9 protein-coding genes are annotated in these 20,023 nt (G+C 42.8%); all 9 read left to right on the forward strand.

The genetic code is table 11. The features are described 5' to 3' along the window. Positions 1-4: 4 nt before the first annotated feature. On the forward strand, positions 5-5,887 hold the full coding sequence (locus tag ACO06Y_RS08880) for a hypothetical protein (protein ID WP_422083487.1): 5,883 nt from the start codon (positions 5-7) through the stop codon (positions 5,885-5,887). Continuing rightward, complete coding sequence (locus tag ACO06Y_RS08885; RefSeq protein ID WP_422083488.1) at positions 5,884-11,640, forward strand: hypothetical protein; 5,757 nt, start codon at positions 5,884-5,886, stop codon at positions 11,638-11,640. Before ACO06Y_RS08880 ends, ACO06Y_RS08885 begins: the two co-directional genes overlap by 4 nt. Before the next feature lie 36 nt (positions 11,641-11,676). Continuing rightward, positions 11,677-13,545 (forward strand): pyocin knob domain-containing S74 family peptidase, encoded by a 1,869-nt coding sequence (locus tag ACO06Y_RS08890; protein WP_422083489.1) that lies wholly within the window; start codon positions 11,677-11,679, stop codon positions 13,543-13,545. Positions 13,546-13,597: 52 nt separating this feature from the next. Beyond that, positions 13,598-13,810, forward strand: a complete 213-nt coding sequence (locus ACO06Y_RS08895) for a hypothetical protein (protein WP_422083490.1) — start codon at positions 13,598-13,600, stop codon at positions 13,808-13,810. Between the two features lie 127 nt (positions 13,811-13,937). Beyond that, complete coding sequence (locus tag ACO06Y_RS08900; protein WP_422083491.1) at positions 13,938-15,788, forward strand: pyocin knob domain-containing S74 family peptidase; 1,851 nt, start codon at positions 13,938-13,940, stop codon at positions 15,786-15,788. Next, the gene (locus tag ACO06Y_RS08905; protein ID WP_422083492.1) at positions 15,788-16,204 is read left to right on the forward strand and encodes a hypothetical protein; all 417 of its coding nucleotides are present in this window, start codon (positions 15,788-15,790) and stop codon (positions 16,202-16,204) included. Before ACO06Y_RS08900 ends, ACO06Y_RS08905 begins: the two co-directional genes overlap by 1 nt. 29 nt (positions 16,205-16,233) lie before the next feature. Next, positions 16,234-16,830, forward strand: coding sequence for an N-acetylmuramoyl-L-alanine amidase (locus ACO06Y_RS08910; protein WP_422083493.1), 597 nt, complete (start codon positions 16,234-16,236; stop codon positions 16,828-16,830). Positions 16,831-16,846: 16 nt separating this feature from the next. Further along, positions 16,847-17,659, forward strand: a complete 813-nt coding sequence (locus ACO06Y_RS08915; protein WP_422083494.1) for a hypothetical protein — start codon at positions 16,847-16,849, stop codon at positions 17,657-17,659. Between the two features lie 48 nt (positions 17,660-17,707). Continuing rightward, positions 17,708-19,429: a patatin-like phospholipase family protein gene (locus ACO06Y_RS08920; RefSeq protein ID WP_422083495.1), complete on the forward strand. Its 1,722-nt coding sequence runs from the start codon at positions 17,708-17,710 to the stop codon at positions 19,427-19,429. The last annotated feature ends 594 nt before the right edge of the window (positions 19,430-20,023 follow it).

Below are 20,023 nucleotides of genomic sequence, written 5' to 3' on the forward strand. Positions count from 1 at the left end.
TGTTATGCCTAGATACCTCCCTCCATTATCTGTACTAATTTCACCGGATCAACTGCCAGAAAGCTTGAGCTTTTTAGTAGGAGGGGTTGAGTCAATCTTTTCGAAACTCTATTTTAGGGATTTTCATACTTCAAGGGCGTACTATTCCAATGAGATTTTACACCAAATTACTCTAGTTAGTGAGTCCAAAATTGCCATCGGCATTGATTCTGCCAACGAGTTGCAACTTGTTTTAAATCCCAGTTTTGTTCAGGGTAATCCTTCCGAATTCCCATTAACACTTTCTTGGTATTGGCCAATTAAAAAATATATCGAAAATTTCGAGGTTGCCAAGTTCGATTTCTCTTTTCGTTCGTTTTATGATCTGCTATTTATGATTAGCGGAACAGAAGAACCGCTACTTTTATTAAATCTAATAAACATTTTTTATGAAGAACTTGGAGAAGTAAACTCCCAAGATTCTTATCAGGCTTTTATCGACGATTTCAACACGAAAAATAATCCAACAACTCCAATAACCAGGCCTGCTTTTGATGACAATCTGCTAATAGTTGAGGATATAATAAATCAACTAAATTCAAACGGGAATGACTACAATGTAACCGAGGTAATATTTCAGGATTATTTTGTCTCTAATGATCAGTTCGGGACAATTACTTTTAAGTTAGAAAGTCTCTTTTCCGCTTCCTTGGGACAATTCAGTTTAAATACATTGTCTAGCTTATTTGTCCCAAAGTCTAAAGCTTCATTAGACAGTTTGTCTCTTGCTCTTGAATTTCCTAGAACTTGGTTAAAACCTATAGATCCAAATACCCTTGATGTTATTGAAGGAGATATTAAATCAACTTTAACTTTTGATGTCGGGAATCTACTTTTTGATACCAGTACAGGATTTGAATTTAACAACACAAGTTCTTTTACGTTGACCCCCTCTCAAATAGGGAATACAGGTCTTATTATTGAAGTTACGAATTTAAAACTCGATTTAAAGGACGATACAAATATCCCCGAAGCCGATGCTTATGGCTATGGACCAGAGTTCAAGGGAGTATACGCCCAAACCGCTTCGATTACCTTACCCAAAAAATGGTTCGATAACAACGAAAACAACCCAAATACGACCGCTCGATTGGCGGGTTATGATATCTTGGTGGGTACGGGTGGCTTTTCCGGGCGTATGGCTTTGGAGGTCATTGATGGTACCAGTGACCCCTTATTGGTTAAAACGGTAGGCACCAATGGCTTTGAGGTGGGTTTTTCGGCCTATAATATCAATTTTGACCGGAATAAGGTGGTGTTCTCCAGTATTGTGGGTCGGTTGAAGATTCCCAAACTAAAGGATGAATTGGGCAATGATGCCGAAATAGATATCCAAGGCCACTTGGACTCTGATGGGGATTTTCTGTTAACGGCCTCCGAACAGGACGGCTTTACGCCCATAGAAATCCCGGAAGTACTCAAAATCTATATCCAGGGCGTAGAACTTGGCCAGGAAGATGGGGATTTCTTTATCGGTACCACGGCGGACATCGAATTTACCAACCCGATCATGAGCAAACTGCTCTGTGCAGAGAATGGGACACCTACCCGAATTGCCTTGCCTAACGTACGTATCTATAGCAATGGCAACTTTGAAATTGTTGGTGGCGGTATTCCGTTACCTACAAATTTTGGGCTGTGTTTGGGCCCGGTAAACATGAGTATTACCAACCTTAATTTCACTTCCCACCAACAGGAATATAACGGCGTTCAGCGGGAATACAAGTGCTGGGGCTTTGATGGGGCCCTAAATGTAGATCCCTTGGGCGTTGATGTTAGGGGCAACGGCGTAAAATATTGCTATACGGTAGATGATGACCCGGCCAATGGCAAGCCCGGTCATTCCTACATTCGTATCAGTACCATTGAGGTGGACCTCATTATTCCAGGGAATGCTTCTCCCGACTCGGCTACGGCCATCATCAATGGATATGTATCCATACCGGAACCAGGGGTATCTACGGAATATTCCGGTGGGGTGTCCTTAAAATTGCCCAAGGTTGGTATCAGCGGAAGCGTGGAGATGCGGGTGGATCCCAAATATCCGGCATTTATTTTGGATGCACGTGTTGAGATTCCGACCCCCATACCATTGGCGGCTACAGGGCTGGGGGTTTTTGGGTTCCGAGGGCTTCTGGGCATGCGCTATGTCGCCGAAAAGGAAGCTGTGGGACTTACCTCCGGTGTGGACAGTTGGTATGATTATTATGTGTATCCTGAACGTGGTATCAACATTCAAAAATTCAGTGGCCCCGCACAGACCATAGACTATAAAAATCCATTTTCACTGGGTGCAGGTGCGGCGATTGCTACCTATGGCAATGATTCGATCATTAACTTCCGGGTCTTTCTTTTGCTGTCCATACCCAGTTTGTTCTTTATTGAAGGGAAGGCCAACATCCTGAGCAAGCAATTGGGATTAGACGATACGGACGAGCCCCCGTTCTTTGCATTCTTGGCCATTGGCGATAACTCCATCGAAGCAGGTCTAGGGGCCGATTTTAAGCTGCCCGGCAATAGTGGAGACCTTTTGGAGATCCGTGCAAAGGTAGAGGCCGGTTTCTTTTTCAACAACCCTTCGGCATTCTATGTGAACATTGGTACCAAACAGGATCCGATTACTGCAAGGGTAGTTAGCCTTATAACAGCGCAGCTCTATTTACAGTTATCCGCCAAAGGTATCGAGGCCGGGGCCCGTGCAGAATTCGAGTTCGACAAGAAATATGGCCCGGTTCGAGTCAGGGCCTATGCCTACATTGAAATGGGAGGGTTCATCAGTTTCGAACGTCCCCAATTGGGAGGTTATTTTGCCGTGGGCGGAGAAGCACTGGTTGACATCAAGGTTCTCAGTATCTATATCGGTTTAGACCTCTTATTAGGTGCAGAGGCGGCCAGGCCTTATTTAATCTATGGCGAGTTTCGGCTTTGCGTTAAGGTGAGGATTCTTTTTGTAAAGATCAGATTCTGTGGCAAGGTATCCCTGAAATGGGAGAAATCGCGGGTCATAGACCGTACACCAATTCCACCCATTGCCCAAGAAGAGGTGTTGGAATTGGCCAAAGGCGTACATATGCTTACCGGGGATGCCTTTGATTTGGCACAGTTGAATACCAATATTACGGATCCAAACTATGTTCCTTCTGCCAATAACAACAAATTCAATAATACGGTCTTACCCTTGGACACCTATATTGACATAAAATTTGGAAAGGCATTGGATCCTACGGCGGTTTCCAATAAAACCGGAAGTATCAATAATCCACCCGTAGGCAATGTCGAATTGATTCCCCCTCAAAAAACCATACGGGGTAAGGAAGTACGTCAGGTTAAACATGAATATTCCATAGAGGATATTGAAATCAAGGCATGGACCGGAAGTACTTGGGTCGATTATAATCCCTATGAGGCCTTGCTACCCGATGCCGTGGATAGCGGGGTAAATACCGCCAATCTAAAATTGGGCCATTGGCAGAAACCGGGGAAAGAGTATAACGCTTTACGATTATTGGGAGACTCACCGTTCTCTTTTATCCAATTGGGAGAACCGGGCTGGTACATACCGGAGCAATTGGGGATTACGGCCACATCATTGTTCTGTGAGGCATCGCCCTTGGAACCGGAATGTGCCAATTGGCTGAAAAAAGACCTAGGGATTACCTATTTGGCCAGTACAGATTTAGCCGAGAATGATGCTTCCATTGCCAACCAAGAGAATTTCTTTACCACAGGTCGTTTGGCCTTCTGGGTACGCGGACCAATATTTGTGGAAAATTTGGGGGATAACTACAATGCCACGGTAGCCGCCGATTCCAATACTTTTGGATTTGCCAGATCCCTTAAGATCTTCAATTTTATGTCCGTGGAGATTCGAGTACCCAATCCCTCTCGGGTTATTAAACTCAAGTTATCCACAACGGCGGAAGGTGCTACCCTTTCCTTTTATAAATCCATCATCAATGACGCCTCCCTTACCGTACAGTATCAATTGGTGGATGAGGTATACAAGACTCGAGCAGAGCTGGCGCAAGAGGTGAACTACGAAAATGCGGATCAGAGTATTAGTAGAGTCATCGTACAACCCGATTTTCTAAATTTGGAACGTATTAACGTTCTTAACAGCAGGTTGGAAACATTAGGCAATGAGGCTTATGAAGCTTATGCCGCGACCACTGGCGGTGAAACGGAATTGATAGGATCCGGTGATGCTTCGGAAGAATCGGCCATACAACAGGAAATCATTGGTCTTATAGAAACCGGTTGTGCCGCCAATGTGCTTGGCGAACAACTTACCGGGGGTATCGGACAAATGCAGATAGGCACTTCATTTTGTGTGGGCATGCTCGATTCGGTACTCGAAAGTCTGGATGCGTACACAAGTTGTACCACCTTGGTACATGAGGTATGTTGGCTGTCCGAGGTCGATTATGAATTCAATTTGACCATACCTGCCCAACCCGCAATTCAAGAGGATTTTGAATTGGCGGAACAGAGCGTCTCAAAGGTTATAGCCCCTATCTGGCGTCCCGATACCAAATACTATATGCATTTGTGCCTCAGGGATACCGTGGATAATGATGAAGGCGGAAGTTCCGCGGACTATCATTATTATTACGGTTTCCGTACCGCTGGACCTATTGGACATTTCCATAATGCCAATGGGGTTTCCTATGGGCTGAACCCTACTACGGGGGAAACCAATAGAGACGGTAACGGGAATTTAATCGCCCCGGAGCGGTTTCCTTTGGCCAATCTCACGGATTACATAGACTATGGCCGTTCCTACCCCAATGCTGATGGAAATCTGTTGGCGTCTAAACCGCTCTTTTATGCCAACCAACAGGCCAAATTGCAACTGTTCTTTGTACGTCCGCAGACCTACCATATGTTCAACACCTGGGAGGCCAAAAATGGGTTTGCCGAAATTGTTTCCGAAATGAAGGTGATTATCAAAGACCCGGTAAAGGACATTTTAATACCCTATCCGCTACCCGTGGACTTCGATGAGACCACTATACCGAATACGGAGGAAGTTTGGGAAGATGATACCGAACCCTTGGTGCCGGAACATGTAAAATTTTGGAACAACTTGGTGGGTTCATCCGCTTCCTGTGTAGCTACGGGAGGAGAAGCCGTTCGGCCGAAAACCAAGAAGCGCACTATAAGGCTTACGAACCTAAAGCCACAAAAACTATATACGGCTTTGGTGAATAATGTACATCAAGGTACGGTTACCGAGGTGCATAACTATGTCTTTAAGACGTCCCGTTATGCCAATTTTACCGAGCAAATAAATAGCTATCAGTTGAATGATGGCGATGGAAATACCGGAGAGGCGATCTTTAGGATTCCAATATCACTTTCTGCCGCTGACATCGATACCTCGCTAAACATTATTGATTCCATTGCGAATGAAAACAGTCCGGATGCAGCGAATCTGGCCCTCAGAAATCGTTTTACCGACCGTTTTGACCGGGTGGTCGAGGGCCTTTGGGGCCTAACCCCCTTGCCAGTCGCCGAAACCACGGAATTCAATGCGGTGGTGGATCAAAATACTGGGGATACCATTGTCCTGTGGATACGTAATCCGGAAACGTTTAACGACCCCAAGACCTTGGAATCAAATCTGGAAACGAGTATTCAGATCCTAAACAATGCCAATGACCAGGTAGATGGGAATTACAAAATACTGCATTCCAAGGACAGGGCCCAGGTGCTTATCATGCGCAACAACAAAAAGATTACCAATACTGCTTTACGGATACGTTTCCAATATTTATTATGGAATGGAACTACCTACGAAATAGAGGATACCGTGTTAGTGGAGAATTTAAACATATTTGGGATATGAGTTTTCAAAAGGAATATTCTTTTAGTTGGAACGGTCAGACCGTATCTCTTTCCAATGCACATATGAATGAGTTTAGTAGTGAGCTCGTTTTTTATGGTCGATTGGATAATGGGGCAAGCGGGATAGTGAAGACCGACTTATTGGGCAATGTTGTCTGGAGCAAACAAATCGATGTATATGAAATTTTGGATACTGTTAAGTTATCCAATAGCGATTTGTTAGTTGCCGTTAGAATTACCTTGAATGCCAGGGGTTTTGCCATACTTAGAATTTCTCCTGATGGGAACTTGATTTGGTCAAAAGAATATGGTAATAACACCTTGTCAAATCCTGCAGGAATCAATAGAAATCGTTTTGTAGTATATGACGACAACACAATTTTTGTTATAACCGATAGAAGTATCATATTAAAAATTGATGGAAATGGAGATGTGGTAAATCAAATCGATATGCTCTTTATCGTAGCTGATATTTGGTACGCTAAGATTGAGAGTAATCAGATTGTCATAGTTGGATGGGACGCATATCAAACTTCAGACATAATATCATTGGTATCTATAGTAAAAATAGATTTTAATCTTTCTATCCTAAATAAAAAAAGAATAGAAATTTCCAAAAATGACATCCCAGCCAACAATATTAGCTCTGGTTTTTTCGGTTTTGAAGTAATCAATGGATTCTACTATATTTTGGGATCAATCAAAACAGGACCAGATCCTAGCGATACAGAACTTCTGCTATACAAAATTCCGACTGATTTAACCAATCCTACTCAAGCTACTTGTAAAAGATTTGAGGTGACCAGATTTGTTTCCGAGGTATTTTTGACTGCCGCTGGAATAGTACATGGAGATTTTGACAACAAGATATCATGGTTAATTGACCTCGAATCCTTTGATTACATAGAGTTTACTATTTTGTCCAGTTCGGGAAGCAATATTATTTATACGCCAATTGGAATAGGAAATAATAGCTTTTATTTAAGTTCCAATAGTGGTTCAAACAATTTCTTTGGAACAGTTGGGGTATTATCAAATAATCTCAATTTTTCACAAAGTTGTTTTGACGGAAATGTTTCTGGGAATATCTCTTTGATTTTTAGTACTGTTCCAATATCAATCGTTGATGATCCGGGAAGTTTAAGGGCGACAAATATTTCTAATACAATTTATACCGTTTCGTTAAACGATTTACCGTTTACGGAAAATGTTATTTGCATAATCGACCCTCCTGCAATTAAGGATCAATCTCCACATTTATATCTCCAATCCGCTGGCTCCACGGGTAATGATGGTAGCGTACCGGGGATTCACCTACGTTGGCTCTTAAAACAAGATTTGATCAACCATTTGCCCAAAGGTAATCTGGCCAGCAGTACGGCCAACTATAACAAACCCAATGATTTTGTGACCCTATACAGGGCACCGTATAACCCATCGGCCATCATTCTGGATTTCTCACAACCTCCAAAGGCCGTTGAAAACCGTAACGCTTTATGGATTTACCAAGTAGGGAGCCATACATTCTATCTCTATTTTAGAAACAAGTCGCAGTATGCTACCGTACGGGGAGCCTACGACCCGTTTACCCAATCCTTACAGTTCCTTCAAAATTATGGAACGGAAATCCTGGAATTGCGGACATCATCGGATTTGTTTTTTGCTCTTGGGCTTACATCCAGTTCTACCGCTACGGCGGCCAAGATGGAAACGGAAATTCTTTCGGTAGAGGGGAGTGGAATCGGGGAGAAACGGATTACCGTCCGCAAAACGTTCATGGGGACTGCTTTGTCCAACGCAAGGTTGGTGACCGAAAATGGAAAGGGGTTCCGATTTAGAGCTACCAATTGTCAGCTGACAGCCCTTGCCATTGAATTGTACAGTGTACTGTCCGATACCATAGAAAATGGAACGGGTTGGACGGAGTTGGGCCAATTTTCACTATCCGAAACGGACGCGGAGGTCTTTGGCCGATTGGAACCTGTAACCGGATCGGTGGATGGCACCTGGCCCAGATACAATGACGATGCCTTGGTAAACCTTCAGAACTACCAGAACAAGTGGAACCAACAGAACCCAAGTACCCTAAGTAGTATAAAACAAACGGTACAGGACTATGTAGCTTTAAGTAATGCTGGGGACAACCCCACGGCAGTGGAGGCTTTTTCTTTTGATGATGTCCTTCCGGATGGGGCCACGGCAGAAGAAAACAACTTTGAACTGTCCAACCTGCTACTATTACAGCAGGCTTCCTTGGATTTCCACGTCGCTAGGATGCTGGGACTAGGTTATCTTGATGTGGATGCCGTGGTTCAGGGCCCTGACACCTTTGTTTATATGGCGGTTTATCAAACGGCTGTTAGCCTGGTTGACGGACAATTGGTATCCGAAAACACGGAACATCGCTATATCAGCATGCCAACCTCTAGAACTGACGAGAAATTACCGACTTCGGTAGATTTAAGGCCTCCGGTACCAGGGGTATTCCAGAATAGTGGAATAGGGGAAGCAACAGCGTCCTTGACCAATGCCGACGGGTATTCTTTTGACGGGAAGGCCCGCTTTGTAACCCTTTATGCGGAGGAACCACAGGATTTATCACTGGACACCGGTTTTTATAATACTAACATAGAGTTCAATACGGCGTTGGAAACCTTCCCCGTTTTTGCAGGAATCGAATACAAAAAGACCGGGGAAAGCGATTGGAGAAGACCGGAACTGCCTAATACCCCTGATTATGTAAATGCGGCCCCTTCTGGACAAACGCCCTACAATGAAACCGTGCCTTTGCCCATTCCAGATGAAGGTACCCCCATTTTTGTACATCGAGAAACGGAAAATGGTGAGCATGTCTATAGCTCCTACGGAATCAATTGGTTTTCTAGAATACGCAGGAGCGTACAAGAGCACACCCTTACCACGGTCATTGACCCGACCAATACCTTAAAACCCCCCTCCGATAGGAGTGCGTTATTGATTATTGAGGAGAGTCCCTTATTATTGACAACGGCCAATGAACAGCAGTTGCTTACCAATATTATGGGATTGGACAAGACCTTGGTACGGTTAATGTTCAACTTTCACACGGAACAGGACATGATATCCTATAAGGTTACGGATAAGACCCTAAATGGTGCCACCGATCCTTTGGATGCCAATGCCATTTTTCCGGATAGCCAAGAGGTTTTTGCCGATGAAATCGAGATGTATTTTAGGGATTCCATGCCCTTGAACGTAACCGGTAGGGCCGTCGACATAACGGATCATGCCAGCAATGAAATCCTGTCGGAAATCACCACAGGCCCTTACACTTTGGATAGTACGGGCCAAGATGTATCCCCAACAATAGCTAACGGACAAATGGATAATTTTGTTGGGGGTGTCTTGGTATTGGAAGAGGAGGAATATATAATCCACCAAGTAACCGGTAATGAGGATACACCTACCTTCACGGTATATAAGAAAAAGGTTTCGGACAAGCTGCAGGACGGCAATACCCCAAATCCGTTGGAAGATCTTAAAGCTCCACAAGTCAAGACAGATGGAATGTTCCTGGCCGTGGAAAACCTGCAGAATATAGGAAGTTGGGGTATGCCCAATCCCCATCCCTTAAAAGTGCAGATCGGTGACAATTGGCCGATTCATAGGGAAGTAATTACCCAACTTGACCCTGATGGTAATATTGAGGAATACCTCCAAAAAACCAGAGGGATATGGGACAATGCTACTATAGAAAAGGTAGAACAACCCAAAACAGTGGTTCGTGATCCGGAAACCAATGAAATCATGGTTACCGAAACGGAACATCGCGGGCAATATAAAGCGACCTTTGGTTCCGCCATATTGGCGGACCATCCTCAGTTTTCAGGAGCTAATCCCGTGCAATGGCACAAAGGTATTGTACGTTTACATACTGTCAGTAATCCCAATGGGGAACGAAGGAACCTTGAGGTTTTCAAAATTGAGAACATAGGGACCGGTACTGCCTTGGTGGTTCACTTTACGGACAATAGTTTTGGTACCCCGGATAATGAAGAGATACAGATTGGCGGTTCGGTTCAGGTGAATTTTTATCCGGGATACCGCATTTACCTATATGCCAATGCTGCCGCAGGTATTACGGAGGACAAGATTCTTCCTAATATCGGGGAAAGGATAAAATATAGCTGTTTTGGTTTTAGAAGCGTAAACAACGCCAAGTCCTATTTTTCCAGAATAGCGGTACCCACGGTAATGTACGCCCAGGAAGTGGTCCTGCCTTTGGTACCCCAACAACCCATAGGTTCATTGTACACTACCCGTCCGGACAGTTTTGGCAAGGCGACTTACACTCTAACAACGCAATTTGATCATACCCCACATGGCATATTGTATTATAGGGCGGATGACGATGCTATTTTGAACGCGCTTTATACGGCTGCTACGGTTACTGTGGTAAAACAGGAAATCGCATCGTCGGATGCTTCTTTCTTGGCCAATCGCTGGCAAAACTTGTTGGGGTTCGATTATGATTATCCTCAGGATTCCTTCCAAACAGACGGACTTTTTGGTATCTATCCAGAAACGGTGGAAGGCTATCGTTTGCCGAATCCGGACAATCCAACTTTGTTTGCTATAGGTGAAACACCCGGAAGTATCGATCCCGGGAATATGGTGGATCAAATACGGCAGGCCGTCCTACAAATCTTTGTACCCTTGACGGAAGTCCCCTTGATCTATGAATATATGAATTCCGGGAATTATGAACCTATCCCCAAAAAACAGGTAATCCGTGATAGGAATGGCGCCCTTTTACCTCCTACGCCGCCGGGCACATCGGAATTTAACATAGCCCCCATGGCCAAAATAACCGGAACCAATGAAGTACAGTTTACGGATTTTACTTTGGACGGTACCTCCAACAACTTGTATTTCTATTCGGTAAGGGAGTTGAGTAATACCCTAAAGATGAGCGACTTCAGTCCTGTTTTAGGCCCTGTTAAGCTAGTAAATACAAATCCGCCCAAACAACCGGCCATTAGACAACTTGTACCTGTTTTGGAGAACACGCTCTTGGGTATTCCTCCACAGATGGAAGTGTCCATAAATGCCTATCCAAGGATAGAGAATATTAAGAAGTTAGTACTGTACCGGGCCTTAAACGCTTCGAATGCCCTCAGTATAAGGAGTATGAAGTTGGTCAAAGAGATAAACTTGGAAACCCTTGGAGTGCTCTCGGAGAACATATGGAAAATAAACGACGATTTTCAGGATTTAGCAGAAGTTCCGTTTGGTGATCCCTTGTTCTATAAGGTAATGGTATCTAGGGAAATAGAATATCCCGATAAGGATGATAGCAATGTTATCCTAAAGGAATTTATGCCTTCGGAATCGTCCAAGCTAACAGTTACCACTATTGTTGAAAATAGGAACCCCTTGGCCCCTCAGGCAAGTTATACGGGCAATCTTAGCGCCAATTCCGAAGAATTGCGGAATGTGGTGTTGTTCTGGGATAAAACCTCCTATAAAGCGACATATTACGTCTACAAGATGAACACATCCGGGCAATGGGCCAGAATACATGAAATCACTTCCAATGATGTCACTATAACCCTTCCATTGGAACAGACTTCCTTGGGGACTAATATCTTGTCAATGGTGAATGCGGATGGGGAGAATGTTTTTCACCATTTTAAAATAATCGTGGAGAATACGGCAGGATTGGTAAGCCGGGAAGAGTACATATTGACGGTACCTTCCGCTACCAATAATTGATGTAAAGTTGGATTGAGAATATAAAAAATTAAAACAATGAAAAGAAATAATGTAACGCTAAAAACCTATTTTGAAACGGGCGATTACCCTACCGAGGCACAGTTCATCGATTTGATCGATAGCTTTTTGAATATAGAGGAAAAGGATGCCGTTACGGGAATTACCGATAATGGGGATGGTACCTATACCTTCAGTTTGTTGTCCGGCGGGAGCATCACGCTGAACGGGGCGGATCTGCCCAATGATATCCCCATTGCCAATATCGCCGGCCTCCAGGCGGCCTTGGATGCCAGGGATCCCAGTAATTTTTTGAGCAAGGATCAGGATGAGACGACAAACGGTAGTATTTCCATTGTGCCCGACCCCGCTACCGCGCAAAAGTTCTTCTCGGTGGCCCGGGACGCTGTCTCCGGCCCGTCCATTCAGACTTCGGCCTACGTTTCCCTGAATGATGGGGCCAGTGCCATTTTTGGGAACAGTAGTTCAAGTGACGGCCAGGATTCCCATATTATCATCAGGAGGAACGGGGAATTGGAATTCAACGACAATGGTAGTACACATATAGTTTGGCACTCGGGAAATGATAATGGTTTGTTTCCATCAGCGGCACCTGAACTGGCGGGCGGCCAAGATTTGAATACCTATCAAACAGCAGGATTCTATTACCAATCGACTAATGCGGATGCTGCAAGTGGATTTAATTACCCCCCAGACCTGAGAGCAGGATCGCTGATCGTACAAAGGTCGGCAGGGGTTACCCAACAATATTACACCTATAATGACGGTTCCCCGGAAATATGGTTTAGGGCATTGTATACCGGTTCATGGTCGCCTTGGCGCAAGGTTTGGCATGACAGTAACTTTGACCCTAACGGACTTTTAAAGACTGTTGGCACCTCTGGAAAGGGTTTTGATAACGTATACCTACAATGGTCCGGTGATGGAAGCTCCAATAACGATTACATTGCGTTTAACGACTCCACCAATGCTTTTTATTTCAATGCCGATACTACTAGGCAAAATACTTCTGCAAATGCTAGTGTATATGTTGCGAACCTCTTCCTAAGCAATGCTAACAGGCGATTGCATGGCGGGGCAAATCATTCGCTCAGAATTACAACACCTTCTGGTTATGTGGATATTGGAAGTCAGAATGGAGGTTTTGGACATATTGTTACCGATAGGCCTACTTTTTACTTTAACAAGGGTATACAGGTAGACTCAGGATTGGTTAGAAGTTATGACGAGGATTTGATGTTGTCTCGATCGGGGAGCTCTCAGGACAGATTAAGAATTACCACCGGTCATTGTATTAGTGATCAAAACTTTTTGATTTATGGAAGAAGCGCGCAAGTACTTTCTATCAGGGCGTCAAGCAACAATGCAAATACTGCTTGCTACGCCCGTTTTGAGAAGCAAGATGGATCGGATAGGGGTTATATTGGTTATGGGTCAAGTTCCAATAGCAATCTGTATTTGGTCAATCAAGAAGGAACGGACTGTTTTTTGCTGTTGAAAACAAATGGAGAGGCCGAGTTCAACAACAATGTTAGGGCCGATAATTTCATTCTTTCTTCCGATAGAAGACTAAAGGAAGATATACGGCCTCTTAACGATACCATAGAGGTAGAATACAAGGAGTTTAAGTTAAAGGGTAGGGAAGGAAAAAGATACGGGGTCATAGCCCAGGAGTTGGAAAAAGAAGCACCCCATTTGGTAGAAACCGATGACCAAACAGGTTTTAAGGCCGTAAAGTATACCGATCTTTTAATTGCAAAGATGGCCGAAAAGGACAGGCAAATAAACCGTCTCGAAAAAAGATTAGGAAAATTGGAGGTGATGCTAGAAAAATTAACGCAATCACAGATGGGTTCACGGTCAACTTTTGAACCGGATTGCATTTAAGGAAATTCTACCAACCATATGAAACAGTGATAACATAATTTGTTGTAAAGGAATGAAAAACGAAAATTTTGAATTGCTTTCTGCCGCTCTGCGCTCTATAGGCGGAAATTTTGATGTACCTACCTTGGAGCTTATTTTTTTGGTAAATGAAGAAATTAAAAGTAAGGGAGACCATATTTCTATTGGTGATATTCGGAAAGTGAGCCAAAAAATAGCCCAAAAGTATGGGATTGAGAAAAATGGGACTGGCCAAAAGAAAACCTAAACAGTTGAAAACTGACCTTGGAGTGCAATGCAGGGTCGGGGGTATTTTCATAGTCAAGCCGAAAAAGTCATCATGTCATTTCAAAGTAACATGGTTGTAAAAGAACATAATTGGTAATTTATTAAGTATGAAAAGAGATAATGTAACGCTGAAGACCTATTTTGAAACGGGCGATTACCCCACCGAGGCACAGTTCATTGATTTGATCGATAGCTTTTTGAACATAGAGGAAGAGGATGCGGTTGTTGGAATTACCGATAATGGCGACGGCACCTATACTTTCAGTTTGTTGTCCGGCGGGAGCATAACGTTGAACGGGGCGGATCTGCCCAATGATATCCCTATAGCCAATATCGCCGGCCTCCAGGCGGCCTTGGATGCCAGGGATCCCGGTAATTTTTTGAGCAAGGATCAGGATGAGACGACAAACGGCAATATCTCCATTGTGCCCGACCCGGCTACTGCACAAAAGTTCTTCTCGGTGGCCCGGGACGCTGTCTCCGGCCCGTCCATTCAGACTTCGGCCTATGTTTCGCTAAATGATGGGGCCAGTGCCATTTTTGGGAACAGTAGTTCAAGTGACGGCCAGGATTCCCATATTATCATCAGGAGGAACGGGGAATTGGAATTCAACGATAATGGTAGTTCACATACGGTTTGGCATTCTGGAAATGATGGCCTTGGTAGTGGCTTGGATACGGATTTATGGAATGGAAAACAAAGACCTACAAACTTTGGAAATTCTCTTTATAATGGAAATGCATACCAGTCAAATCTTGATTTAAACACGGTTCTTGTAGTAGGTGAGAGTAGATTTTCACAAGGAAACGGGGCAAATCACCCAGCAAGTTCTGCTGGTTATATCTGGACAACTGCCGGAGGAGATACTGCTAATAGAGGAGTACAATGGTATGTTCAAAACAATAATAATGGTCTGGTTTACTTTCGCTGTATGAATGGTAAAACGTGGCATAGACTTGCAAAAGCAGGAGAATTGAGCGTTTTTGTTCGCAATGATGGTAGTGCTGGTACCAGGTTTGGTGGCAACTATCTTCAATTTAACGGCGATGGGGCTTCAAACAATGACTATATCGCGTATAATGATTCCACCAATGCCTTTTATTTCAATGCCGACACCACAAGACAGAATACAGCGGCCAACGCCAAAGTATATGCCAGCGAATTCTATGCTGGAGGAACCTATTATTACGGAGATGACAAAAGGATGTTCCAGTTTTCAGATTCATGGCTCCGATTGAACCCTTCGAACCATTTTACATCTGGTATTTATTGTGCTTCTTCCATTCTGAGAACGGACAATCAATTGCAAGTAGGTTCAAGTGGCAGCAAATTTTTGGCCAATAGTGCTGGGGACGTTAAGATAAGCGGTGCTTTTTTGAGAAGCGCCCATAACACTGGTTATCTAGAGGGCTCTTATAACAATATTGGTGTGAATAGTACAAAAACGAATCCAATATACGTAATAGGCTCTAATTATGTACCTGGCCAGGAAACTTTAGGTAATATGTATGGTATCGGCTATTCGAATTCCTCGGCAAGTTTTTTGAACTCAACGGATTTAGGAACTAATCCGGCCGGTTGGGGCCTATATATTGCGGCTGACGGTAATGCCCGAATATTTCTGAACGCAAGTAATGGTAGAGGATACTTTAAGGATGTTATTTACGCCTCCAATTTTATTCTTAATTCGGATGAAAGATTAAAAGAAGATGTTGAGGATATAAATGTTGAAAATTTGGCGGTTCGCTGGAGGAAGTTTAAAATGAAGGAGGATAAGAATAAGGGTCAAAGATATGGCGTAATTGCCCAAGAACTTGAAAAAAGACATCCAGAGTTTGTCAGAACGGATGATGAAGGCAATAAATCCGTGGCCTATATTGATTTATTGGTGGCCAAGAATTCAGAGTTGGAGGCCAGACTGAGAAAATTGGAAAAACTCATTGAAACACTTATATAATGGCAGTACCGAATAATTACAGTTTTAAACTGTCCGATGTGGCCAACGAAATTCCCGGAGGCCAGTCTAGCCTCGAGGAGTGCATTACCGAATCTACGGATTCGCTATTTGATCCGGCCTACAAAGGATCCAAAAACTCCCTTCGAAATTTTAGGAACTATAATGCATCCACTACCACTTCAGTATCCCTTGGATTTGGAAGCACTGCCTCGGCAGCTTGCACGGCACAAGGTACGGGAAACAATGTTACCAGGTATATGCCATTGGGCCAGGGATTTTCCACGGCAACACACCTGTACTCCAACAGTGCCGGGACCACCAATGCGCCCTATGGATACTATTCCCAATCGGGAATCGTAAGGTTATGGTCCGGTAACAGCTTTTCGGGATCCACACAGTTTTGTGGAGCCTTATAGTAAACTTTAAACTTTATAATTTAGAACAGGTGATAGTATTATTGGATAACGGCCACGGTGGCCTGGTTAATGGGATATATCAGACTGCGGGTAAAAGAAGTCCGCTTTGGAATGATGGGACCCAACTTTTTGAGGGAGAATTCAATAGAGCTATTGTTAATGGGATTATTCAAGAGCTGACCAAATTTAGAATACCTTATGTTAATATAGCCCCGGAGTATCGAGACGTTCGATTAGAGACCCGGATTAATAGGGCCAACCAATATTCACCAAGAAATAGTTTCTATTTAAGTGTACATTCCAATGCCGGCGGAGGTCATGGCTCCGAGATTTTTACTTCTCCGGGCAACACCAAAAGTGATAGGATAGCCACAGTTTTTGGTGAAGCGTATCTTAGGACATTTCCGGATAGAAAGCTACGTACGGATTTTACGGATGGAGACTTGGATAAAGAAAGAAGATTCTACGTTCTAACGAGAACAAGAATGCCTGCAATCTTGACCGAGAATTTTTTCATGGATAATGAAGAGGAATGTAAGAACATTTTGATGACTAGGGAAGGAAGGGATAAGGTTGTCCAATATCATATGAATGCAATTCAAATAACGCGACAAACAATTTTCTAATCAAAAAACTAAAATCATGGCTAATTTAAACTGGTTTCCTATTAATCCGTTATTAAAGGACAATGGTACTTTTTATGCCTTATCATTTGAAGAAAATGCTGAAAAGTTAAAACCTGTTGCCCTTTCAAAGGATGATAATCCTTTTGCCCAATTTAATGTGATACAAAATACCATTAACATTGAAACTGCCGCTGAACTGGGAGTTGGTATTGGTTCCATTTCTGGGAGTTACAAATCATTTATTCTTAGTTACGAAGCCATGCTGTATACCGAAAAGATCGTGACCACGCCTGTTGGGGGAAAAATCTATGGTACCCGTTGGGGCGCGGGACTTAGGGTTGTATTAAAGGTAAGTGATATACAATCAAACGCTAGTTTTAATTTTGGTGCAATCGCCGCCTCCGCAGAGTTAGGATTGGCAAAGGTAGAGTACGAAATAAATGGCATTGGAATAAGTTCCCCGAACATTTTGAAGGTGCTTCCCGGGCCGGGGGAGTTTAATTTTGAAAACTATTCAAAAATCATAGAGGCCGCCGAGAAAGTGAAAAAGTATATGGCGGACAACTCCGATAAATTAACTCCCGAACCTTTTCAGGTTTTTATGTCGGATGAAATTAACAAGGATGTATTCAAGGATTCCCGATCGGTCATTTACGCGGCAAGAAACATTATGAGTAGGAACACACTTGGGGATGCCCTCGGCAATGCAAGAGGTAAGTTTAATCCTGAAATTATAACTGGATTCTATGCTAAAATGGGTATTTTCGACTATAATGCAAGACCTTCAAGAGAAGATAGGAGGGAGGCATCGGACTTTTTGGATGCCTAGTAAATACCATTTTAAAGCTTTCCAATAGCCAAGATAGACCTTTCAAAAATGCCTACCCGTAACAAACTGCCTTCCAATCCTCTTAACCGCATTGCGGTATGTTTGTCAGGAGGAGGTTACCGAGCGGCTTCTTTTCAACTAGGTACCCTTTCCTATCTAAATTCCAAAAAATTTGGTGCTTCAACGGTACTGAAGAACGTAAAAGCAATTTCCACTGTTTCCGGCGGAACCATTACAGGAGTATACTATACACTTCAGATACAACGTCAAAAAGCTTTTGAAGTAATTTTTAATGAGCTAAAGGACTGGCTCTCCCATACAGATTTGGTGAAGAAAGGGTTGAAAAAATTAAATGAAAATGGTACATGGAAACACCAATATAAAAGAAGAAATCTAATTAACGCTTTTTCTGAACTATATGATGAAACTCTTTTGGACGGAGCAACAATTTCGGATTTAAAATCTTTGAAAAATGGTCACTTGGAATTTGTCTGCTTTAACTCTACGGAGTTCAATAGAGGCTTAAGATATAGATTCCAAACAGGAGAGGGGAGAATATTTTTCGGTAGTGACGGATTGCAGTTGGGCAAAAACATTTATAGCGAATTTCGATTGGGAGATGTAATTGAGGCGTCTTCCGCTTTTTCAGGAGGTTTTGAGCCGATTGCAATGCCAGAGGATTTTCTCGCTTCGGATACTGAAGCTTACAAGGCAGTCAAACTTAAAAAGGGCTATCGTGAAGCTGTCGGCCTAATGGATGGTGGAATATATGATAATCAAGGAATAACGGGCATAGAGGATTATGAAGACAATAAAGGGGTAAGGCCTTTTGATTTGATTTTGATTTCGGACGTATCCTCCCCCTATATAACCGATTTTGATTTTTCCATTGAAAGATCCGGAGGGATACGGGAAAAAACCATTGTTGATTTATTCGGCAGTATTGCCAGGATTCGACGTATTACCTTAATCTTTATACTTTCGATTTATGTATTGGGAATTTCCCTAATGCTGCATAGTCAATTTATAAATTCTACAATTTTGGGTATTGGCATAGCACTTACAGGGATGGGAGTAGTGTTTACATGGATCTTCTATTTGGCGCATAAGCTTATTTCAAAACTATACCGGAATGCAATAAATTATATTTTATGTCTAATCCCAAAATATTTTAGGGATAGGTTGTCTTCTTTTGATTACAAAAATACAAAGATCAAAAGATTGGAATTACTGCTTTTGGATAGAATAAATTCACTTAAACTACTATTGCCGGGAATCTTTCTAAAGCAAATAAGGAGATTGCATTACGAACGTCTTTATGAAAACAAAAAATATGAAAACAGAAGGGCTACTTGTGTAGTGCGGCAGCTAACAAAGGAGGATTTTGAATTTAAAAGAAGCAAAAACTTGGACAATCTTGATTTCCTTTCAGAACACATTCCTGATTTTAAGGAAAAAACCTTCGAGAAAATAGTGGGTGAAAAAATTGCAAGTTACACTGAGAAGGCGGCAGATTTTGGGACTACACTTTGGTTCACTGAGGAGGACAAGGTTGAGGAACAGTTAAAATGCCTAATAATAAGTGGTCAGATCACATGCTGTCATAGCCTACTGATCTATCTTACCAACTTCATTTATGACCCAAGGTTCCCACAATTGGAAGACGAAGTAAAGGAATCGGTTATTGAACTTCAAAAAGATGTTCTGCAAGATTGGAGAAAGTACAAAACTCACCCGGAGTTTCTTTTCGAAGAATTAACATCAACTTAGGAACGATCAGGTATGGAATGCCGAGCATAATTTAAAATAACTGACGCCTCTTTTGCTTTTTCTACGTAATGGGGAACACCAAAAAGTTAAATCATGTATTTGTTCTCCCGCTCTTAGGCCTTATGGGAATACTCCCATTTTTCATAAAAAATACCTCTTTTACTATCCAAGCATCCTTAAGGTCATTAAACAATGCAGATGACATTTTTGTATAGGTCAAGGTGTATTTCTTGCACAATTGATTTACGCTTTATAATGAGCCCTGGTCTATTGTTCAGCTTCGTTTTCAACGTTTGGTTGATTTATTCGTGATCGCTGAAGGATTACCTACGGTTTTCCTTGGCGTTCAATATTGCAAATAGAAAGCCCGGGCTGTCGCGCGAGTCACTTGTTTCAATCCAAAACCCGAACTGTGTCCTGTTTTTCCTTAAAACAAGGAACCACGCTTTTGGGCGTGGTTTTCTGAGTGTCGTGATCGCGACAGGATTACCTTTGGTTTTCCATGGCGGCCCCTGATGAAAATGGAAAGGGCACCGACTAGCGCCGCTGTTTTTTCGTTTTATTCCGAGTATTGCAAAGCCCTTGGCTTTTATA

This window comes from Ulvibacterium sp., from assembly GCF_965228935.1.
Lineage (GTDB): Bacteria > Bacteroidota > Bacteroidia > Flavobacteriales > Flavobacteriaceae > Ulvibacterium.